At 51.5% G+C, this 7,806-nt stretch carries 9 protein-coding genes; 1 reads left to right on the plus strand and 8 read right to left on the minus strand.

What is annotated here, in order from left to right; genetic code table 11:
• A partial coding sequence (locus RJ38_RS19495; protein WP_039017946.1) for an IS3 family transposase occupies nt 1-261 on the minus strand: 261 nt, incomplete at its 3' end.
• Nucleotides 258-533, minus strand: a complete 276-nt coding sequence (locus RJ38_RS19500) for an IS3 family transposase (protein ID WP_039017620.1) — start codon at nt 531-533, stop codon at nt 258-260. The genes RJ38_RS19495 and RJ38_RS19500, both read right to left, overlap by 4 nt.
• A gap of 114 nt (nt 534-647) precedes the next feature.
• Here RJ38_RS19500 and RJ38_RS19205 point away from each other — a divergent pair, with 114 nt between their 5' ends.
• Nucleotides 648-1,448, plus strand: a complete 801-nt coding sequence (locus RJ38_RS19205) for a hypothetical protein (RefSeq protein ID WP_052245218.1) — start codon at nt 648-650, stop codon at nt 1,446-1,448.
• A 298-nt stretch (nt 1,449-1,746) separates the two neighbouring features.
• Here the strand turns inward: RJ38_RS19205 and RJ38_RS05760 are convergent, their stop codons facing one another.
• The 6 genes from RJ38_RS05760 to RJ38_RS18455 form a co-directional block, all read right to left on the minus strand.
• On the minus strand, nt 1,747-2,739 hold the full coding sequence (locus RJ38_RS05760; RefSeq protein ID WP_039017947.1) for an endonuclease/exonuclease/phosphatase family protein: 993 nt from the start codon (nt 2,737-2,739) through the stop codon (nt 1,747-1,749).
• Nucleotides 2,736-3,782, minus strand: coding sequence for an ABC transporter ATP-binding protein (locus RJ38_RS05765; RefSeq protein ID WP_039017948.1), 1,047 nt, complete (start codon nt 3,780-3,782; stop codon nt 2,736-2,738). Before RJ38_RS05765 ends, RJ38_RS05760 begins: the two co-directional genes overlap by 4 nt.
• Nucleotides 3,783-3,792: 10 nt before the next feature.
• Nucleotides 3,793-4,671, minus strand: a complete 879-nt coding sequence (locus RJ38_RS05770; protein WP_052245219.1) for an ABC transporter permease subunit — start codon at nt 4,669-4,671, stop codon at nt 3,793-3,795.
• An 8-nt stretch (nt 4,672-4,679) separates the two neighbouring features.
• On the minus strand, nt 4,680-5,561 hold the full coding sequence (locus tag RJ38_RS05775) for an ABC transporter permease subunit (protein WP_039017953.1): 882 nt from the start codon (nt 5,559-5,561) through the stop codon (nt 4,680-4,682).
• 63 nt (nt 5,562-5,624) lie between these two features.
• Nucleotides 5,625-6,929, minus strand: a complete 1,305-nt coding sequence (locus RJ38_RS05780) for an extracellular solute-binding protein (RefSeq protein ID WP_039017949.1) — start codon at nt 6,927-6,929, stop codon at nt 5,625-5,627.
• A gap of 584 nt (nt 6,930-7,513) precedes the next feature.
• Nucleotides 7,514-7,806: transposase (locus RJ38_RS18455; RefSeq protein WP_156121775.1), on the minus strand; the 293-nt coding region annotated here is incomplete at its 5' end.

Genomic DNA, 7,806 nt, shown 5'->3' on the forward strand with positions numbered 1-7,806 from the left:
CATCAGACGTCCGACCCTGCGATGGCCCACCGGTAATCCCAATTCTTGCAGTTCCTCGGTTATCCGAGGCCGCCCATAGCTTTGCAGGCTTAAGCGATGCTGTTCACGGATGTGAGCCAGGATCACCATATCATCGCGTTGACGCTGGCTCATCGGGCGAACCCGCCACGCGCGAAAACCACGTGATGTGACCCGCATAACTTTGCACAGGAACTCAACTGGCCATTCTTCTTTCCAGGCGTCGATGAACGCAAATCTCACCGGCTTTGGCCTGCAAAGAAGATTGCCGCCTTTTTTAACACTTCCCTCTCCTCGCGCAGCAGACGGACTTCCTTGCGAAGCCGCGTGTTCTCCTTCTCAACGTCTTCATGCGGTCCTGACATCAGGTCATCGTGTTGATGCTGTTGAACCCATTTGTTCAGCGTCGAAAGCCCAACCCCTAAATCTGATGAAAGTTGAGGCCGCGTTAAGCCACTCGTCGTCGCCATGCGCACCGCATCACGCCGAAACTCGTCTGTGTATCTCTTTGCCATTCTCTATCTCCTTCATAGCAAACATTGCTCGAAAGAGACCGGAACTAAACCGCGACAAGACCAATCAAGACGGCTGCCAGAATTACAGGCATTGACGCCCGGCGGCTTCGGAAAATGCTGGAAGCTGAAGGTTTGTTAAGCGACGCAATGCGAAAGCGTCCAGATGCGTGGGCCCTGTTTGATGCTACTGCCGCACAGCAGTTTCTACTCGAAACTAAAACACTGCTCGACGCAAAAGCATATCAGGAAGCGATGCGTATGACACGATCTCAGTTCAACCTTCTTGTTGCTGATGGAACCATCACACCTACAGCGGCTAACGCGAACGTAAAAACAATTTGGGATCCAATGGCGGGGGCAATCTTGATCGACAAATTGCTCAAAGGCGCTGTTCTTCTTCGCCAAGCACAGCACAGTTGGTGCCACATTACCAAAGCAGCAACTCGTTTAAAGGTCAGCCCTGGTGCTCTAATAAATGCGATAATTGATGGCCGCCTCACAGCTGTAGGAAACCACGCAGATTTCGACGGCTATGCCGCAATCTATGTGGATTATGAAGCTGTTCAGGCTCTATTTGACACTGATTGCCCACCAGCAATGTCATTAGAGCGGTTTGCAAAATCTGTGGGTATCAACCAGCCAAGCCGCTTAAAACGACTGGTAGGGAACAAACATACAACCGCCACACGTATGCAAAATCCAAAGACGAAAGCCGAACAAGACTATATCACAGACGAAGATGCGGCGAATTTTCATGAAAAATTCTTTAAGCCTCGGACGATGTCCCTTCATTTTGAGAAAAGCTGGCAAAAGATCTCCGCAGAAATGCGGCTACGGTCGATCTGCGTCTATTCTCCAGACGGAGAAGATTATGGGAGCATTTATCTGCGTTCCGACATACCAACAGATCTGTAGCCTTTGATCGGCAAAAGAGCTTTTACGGCGATTGTCACTGCTCCCGACATACCTTTAAGCCAGATACCTCAATCGTGATGATTGGCACCAAGGGCGGATAGGAGACATTAGCTGCGATTGCGAAGGCATTCTGTCCAAACGACGAAAGCGGCAGTTCGTAGTGGCCTCATGCTTTGCAGCCATGCGGCATTTCATCCTCAGATCAGGAAACGCGCAGATAGCGTAGTTTGCAAAGTTAGATTGCTTCAGAAAAGCCGCTCTTGGGCCAAGTGGTGGAATGCAAGAATCGATGGTATGCTTAAAAAACTGAACCCCATATCGCTTCATGATCTGAGACTGGCTTTCCTGTGTCATCAATGGCCGGAATAAGTGCAGTATCTCGGCATTTTAATCCCCGAGAGCAAAACCAATCTAGTTTCATTTGTCGATCAGGGTGTGGCGTGATCAGGCTGGGGCGCGTGGTCATGCCGGGCGGAGTTGCATCCCAAGCGTAACCACGTGCCTGGGCCTTTTCAAATAGGGTCTCGCATCGCCAATCAAAATCTGGTGGTTGGTGGTTGCCGGTGTTTAGATCCCCGCCAATAAGCACCGGCATATCCGGCGCGAAACCATCAATTTCGTCAAGCAGGTGGTCAAATTGCACGGCGCGATGATCCGCGTCAGCGTTGCTTTCCAGATGGGTAGAGACGACGCAGATGGTGCCTTCATTCCAAGGTAAGATCGCCGCGATGGCCATGCGTCCACCAACACGCGGTTGGTCTGGATCGGCATCCAGTTCATCCGAAGAAAACCAATGGCCATGATCATCGAGCCGGATCAACTTTACGGCAATGAAGGGCACAGAACTTAAAACTGCGTTGCCGTGCCAGCCGCGCGCGTTGAAATTATCGGTGCAAAACGCACGTTCGGTGGGGCCGCCAAGATCCAGCTCGTGGAACTCAACGCCAAATGCATATTGCATGTGGAGCGCCTTCGCCATGATCTCGGTTGTGTGTTGTTGACCTGTCCGTGCCATGCCGTGGTCGACCTCAGACAATAGCACCACATCGGGTTTGAAACCCGCCATGAGAGCCGCGCTTTCGAGGGGGAACAAGCCGCGTTCAACATTCCACGCGATGGCAGAAATTTCCTTTTCTAGGGATGCTTTGGGTGCAGACCCACCGACTTGCACCGCATTCATTCCGGGCAAGGAACGCAGCAATGCGCGGTGAGATTTTGCTGTGCGGGGGGCTTCCACGATGTTGGTTTTTTGATCTGGTGTGACCAGCGGAAGTTCCGGAACGAAAGTCATGTCAGACGTTTCCCGGTTATCGCGTCAAACAGAGAGACAGCGTTAGGCTTCAGCGATACCCGCAGCGCACCCGTGTTAATCATGTTGTCTTTGTCGACGTGTATGCTGATGTCTTGGCCTGCGATGGTGCCATGCAAAAGACGATGCGCGCCAAGTTCTTCGACAAGGGTAACATCAATTGTGATGTCACCACGTTCATCTGGAACGATGTCTTCTGGGCGAATTCCGATCGTGACATCGCCGCTATGGGGCAGGTTATCATATGCGATGGGTTCTTCCCCGACACGCAGTTTTCCACCGGCAATATTTCCCGCCATCAAATTCATCGGCGGTGCCCCCATAAAGGACGCAACAAACGTGGTTTCGGGGGTGTTATAGACGTCAACCGGTGTGCCAATTTGTTCAATCCGACCTTCGTTCATAACGATAATGCGGTCGGCCATTGTCATAGCTTCAACTTGGTCGTGGGTCACATAAACGGCGGTTACGCCAAGGCGGCGTTGCAGGGCCTTGATCTCGATGCGCATCTGTGTGCGGAGTTTTGCGTCAAGATTTGACAGGGGTTCGTCAAACAGAAACAAAGCCGGATCACGCACAATCGCACGCCCCATCGCAACCCTTTGACGTTGACCACCGGAAAGCTGACTGGGCTTGCGATCAAGATAGTCGTCAAGGTTCAACATGGTTGAGGCTTCGCGCACTTTACGGTCGATCTCGTCCTTGTCGATCTTGCGATTTTTCAGCCCGTAGCCGATGTTCTTGCGCACGCTCATATGCGGATAAAGCGCATAGTTTTGGAAAACCATCGCAATATCGCGATCGGCAGGGTCAACATTGTTCACCTGGCGTGTGCCGATGTTTAAATCGCCCTGTGAAATATCTTCGAGGCCCGCAATCATGCGCAGCATTGTTGACTTGCCACAGCCAGACGGGCCGACAAGCACGACAAATTCACCATCGGGAATGTCAAAACTTGCGGGATGCACGGCGGTAAAGCCATTGGGGTAGACCTTAGTGATCTCGGACAGTGTAACCTGAGCCATGAGAATTTCCTTATTTATCAGATTCCGTCAGACCTTTGACGAACCAGCTTTGGAAGAAGATGACGATGAGAACGGGGGGCAAAATGGCAACAAGGGCCAACATATTTGCGCGTCCGTATTCGGGCAGACTGGTGCCCTCGAGAGATTGAGTGATCTGCTTGATACCACGTACAAGCGTAAACATATCTTCATCTGTGGTGATCATTGTCGGCCACAGGTATTGGTTCCAGCCATAGACGAACATGATGATGAACATCGCAGCAATCATGGTCTGAGACAGCGGCACCAGGATATCGACAAAGAATTTGAACGGCCCGGCACCATCAATACGCGCGGCCTCAATCAGCTCTTCAGGGATGGACCTGAAGTATTGGCGAAAGAAGAAAGTCGCGGTTGCAGATGCAATCAAGGGAATGATAAGCCCTTGATAGGTATTAAGCATTCCAAGATGTTGCACGATTTCATAAGACGGCAGGATGCGCACTTCAAGCGGTAGCAACAACGTCGTAAATATGATCCAGAAGGCAAATGTCGCAAACCGCATGCGGAAATAAACAATCGCATAGGCGGCCATCATGCCGAGCACGATTTTACCCGCGGCAAAACCAAGCCCGAGGATCATTGAGTTCCAAAGCATCCGAACACCGGTGTTCGCGCCGGAAAACCCATCAGCCTCAAACATTGCCTTGCGGAAGTTGTCATCCAGTTGGTCGCCAATCGCAAGGCTTGGACCGGTTTTCATGTTGAAGAGATCCGGCATGGTCGTCATTTGCAAAAGCATCAGAACGGGCAGGATCATGAAAGCTGCTCCAAGGATCAAAACGCCATGATCAAAGATCAACAACAGTTTGATCTGTGGGCGGGTGTATGTCTTTATTTCAGATTTCATTTTGGGCCTCATGTATAGTGTATGCGGCGCTCAACGAGCCGGAATTGAAAGACGGTCATCGCCAGGACAAGCACCATCAAGACAACGGACTGTGCCGATGATCCACCAAGGTCATTGCCCCGGAACCCATCGACATAAACCTTGTAAACAAGGGTCATTGGGTTGTTTCCCGGTTCGCCTTTCACGACGGTGTCGATGATGCCAAAGGTATCAAACAGCGAATAGGTGATGTTGGTGATCAGCAAGAAGAACCCCGTCGGTGCCAACAGGGGAAAGGTCACATCCCAAAAGCGACCCGCGGTGGATCGGTTGTCGATCATCGCAGCTTCGCGCACGGATTTGGGGATGGATTGCAGTCCGGACAGGAAGAAAATGAAATTGACGGGGATTTGTTTCCAGACGGAGATTAGAACCATCGCAAAGGCCGTGTCATAGTAATGAACACCAAGCGCGAAATCCCAGCCAAGGCTTTTGAATAGGTCAGCGATCGGACCCCAGCTTTGATTGAAAAGGATCAATCCCATCACGCCTGCAACCGGGGGGGCGACGGCATAGACCCACATCAACAATGTGCGATATGTTTTGGCGCCGCGTACAACTTTGTCGGCTTTCACGGCCAACAACAAAGCAATGCCAAGCGATAGGATTGTGACCAGCAACGTAAAGCAAACCGTGAAGATCGCCGCGCGCCCATAGGCTGGCGAATTGAACAGGGATGCATAGTTGGAAAACCCAACAAATGTTTCACTAAACCCGAAGGGGTCTTGCAGATAGAAAGACGAGCGCAACGCATGGATGGCAGGCCAGTAGAAGAAGATACCGATGATAGAGATCTGTGGCACAAGCAACAGGATCGGCAACCAACGGTTGGTGAAAGCAGCGCGTTTCATGAGGGGTCCTTGCAATAGGTTGATGGCCGCAAAGGCGGCCATCAGATCTTGATTTGACAGGGGTTATTGCGCTTGGGTCAGTGCAAATTTGGCAAGCAATTCATTGCCCTCACGTTCCATCGCAGAAAAGGCATCGTCTACAGATGTTTCGCCACCAAGGATGCGCCCGAATTCACGGTTCATCACGTCACGGATCTGCACGTAGAAGCCCATGCGGTAGCCCTTTGTGTTCTCGCCAGCTGGCAGGGACAGTTGTTTGATGCCGACTTCAGCAGCGGGGGCGCGGTCGTAATAACCATCGGCCTGCGCCATTTCATAGGCCGCGATTGTGATCGGCACATAACCGGTCTCTTGGTGCCACATGTATTGCACTTCTGGCGAGGTCAGGAATTCGAAGAACGCAGCAGTCGCTTTGTTCTCATCGTCTGATTTTCCAGACATCGCAAACAAGGACGCGCCGCCAATGAATGTTTGGGTCGGCGTGGTTGTTACAGCTTCCCAATATGGCAGATATGTCGCTGAGAATTCAAACGGCAGGTCAAGTTTGGACAGGCCACCGAAGGACCCAGAAGACCCAAGCCAAATCGCAACTTTGCCTTCTTCAAACGGTGTTTGATTGTCACCCCAGCCTGCGCCAAACCATGCGTAATAGCCCGAATCCAGCCAGCTTTTTACATGGGACCAGTGCATTTTGATCTCAGGAGAGTTGATCAAGATTTGCGTGTCTGTACCGGTATAACCATTGTCGTTTGTGGCGAATGGCAGGTCATGGCGGGACATGAAGTTTTCTGCAAAAATCCAAGGTGAATGCGACTGCGCCAAAGGCGTATAGCCTGCTTCAACCAAAGCCGGCGCCGTTACGGCTTCGAACTCTTCCCATGTTTTTGGCGCTTCAACACCAGCCGCTTCCATGGCTTGCAGATTGTAATACATGATCGGAGAGGATGAGTTGAACGGCATGCCGATCATCTTGTCATCGCTGTCCGCATAGAAATAGCGCACACCTGAAATATAGTCATTGATGTCAAATTCAACGCCATTTGCCGTCAGCAAATCTTGCACAGGGATCGTTGCACCGCGTGCCCCAATCACAGTGGCAGCGCCCGCATCGAACACTTGCAAAATGTTAGGCTGCTCGCCGGCACGGAAAGCCGCGATGCCTGCGGTCAACGCTTCTTCATATGTGCCTTTAAAGGCCGGTGTGATCTGATATTCAGACTGGCTTGCGTTAAAGTCAGTCGCGATTTGATTGACTGTTTCGCCAAGTGCGCCGCCCATAGCGTGCCACCAAGTGATTTCAGTTTGCGCAGCCACGCCGCTGGCCATCATGGACAGTGCAGCAGCAGAAAGAATTGAAACGCGGGTCATTAAGTATACTCCAGTGAGTAAATGCCAGTTGGCATAAGTGTTTTAATGGCGCAGCCGATTAGGACGCACGCCTGCGGTAAGCGGGCCACGGATCGGCCCGACAAATTTGGATTTAGAAAACAGGATGATCCCTGCAAGGTGTGCGAAGCGCACTTGTTGGCTGGTAATGCAGCTTTGTAACGGCCACATGTCAGGAAAAGTTATGCCACATATTTTTCGACTAAATGACAAACAAATCAGTGACAGTTCAATTGCGTAGAAGCGTTTTCCGAAAGAGAAAGATCTTTGTGTTCATGTCGACCGTTTGATTCCGCTAGATCAGCGAATGTCCTGTGTGGATAGCCGCTGCAAAGCAAGACATATTTGAAGCTGATTTTAGCACTGGTCAGAAGCAGACGTGTGTCCGGCCTGTTTGCGCGGCGCACGCGGCCGCTGGCCCTGATGGTTTCCGCAAACCAAGTCCCAAACCGCTTCTCGGACAATAAGATGTCCCGGACATTCGACGGGGTGTCTCGGCTGACGGGCTGACTGTGCTCCATCATTTCAATGGTCTTGCTGTCTCGTGTGTTCTGTTTTCCCTTCAGTTATGCAGTATGCGGTTTGTAATATTCGTTCTTGGTCAAGACGGCCCAAACGATCCGCGCTGTCTTGTTGGCCATTGCCACAGTGGCAAGACGGACGGGTTTTCGTTCAAGCAGAGCTCGCGCCCATGGATCGACGCGTTCCGGATGCGTCTTCATTTGCCTCAGTCGAGAAGTCATACCAGTGACCAGCAGCCGTCTGATGTATCGGTCCCCCATCTTTGTGATACGTCCAAGTTTCTCCTTGCCACCACTTGATCGATTGAGTGGGGTTAGACCCAACCAAGCTGCAAATT

It is taken from the genome of Halocynthiibacter namhaensis (assembly GCF_000812685.1).
GTDB lineage: Bacteria > Pseudomonadota > Alphaproteobacteria > Rhodobacterales > Rhodobacteraceae > Halocynthiibacter > Halocynthiibacter namhaensis.

Bases quoted from the DNA above. Each gene is read 5' to 3' on its own strand.
- RJ38_RS19500 (WP_039017620.1), bottom strand. From the start codon at position 533: ATGGCAAAGAGATACACAGACGAGTTTCGGCGTGATGCGGTGCGCATG.
- RJ38_RS19205 (WP_052245218.1), top strand. From the start codon at position 648: ATGCTGGAAGCTGAAGGTTTGTTAAGCGACGCAATGCGAAAGCGTCCA.
- RJ38_RS05760 (WP_039017947.1), bottom strand. From the start codon at position 2,739: ATGACTTTCGTTCCGGAACTTCCGCTGGTCACACCAGATCAAAAAACC.
- RJ38_RS05765 (WP_039017948.1), bottom strand. From the start codon at position 3,782: ATGGCTCAGGTTACACTGTCCGAGATCACTAAGGTCTACCCCAATGGC.
- RJ38_RS05770 (WP_052245219.1), bottom strand. From the start codon at position 4,671: ATGAAATCTGAAATAAAGACATACACCCGCCCACAGATCAAACTGTTG.
- RJ38_RS05775 (WP_039017953.1), bottom strand. From the start codon at position 5,561: ATGAAACGCGCTGCTTTCACCAACCGTTGGTTGCCGATCCTGTTGCTT.
- RJ38_RS05780 (WP_039017949.1), bottom strand. From the start codon at position 6,929: ATGACCCGCGTTTCAATTCTTTCTGCTGCTGCACTGTCCATGATGGCC.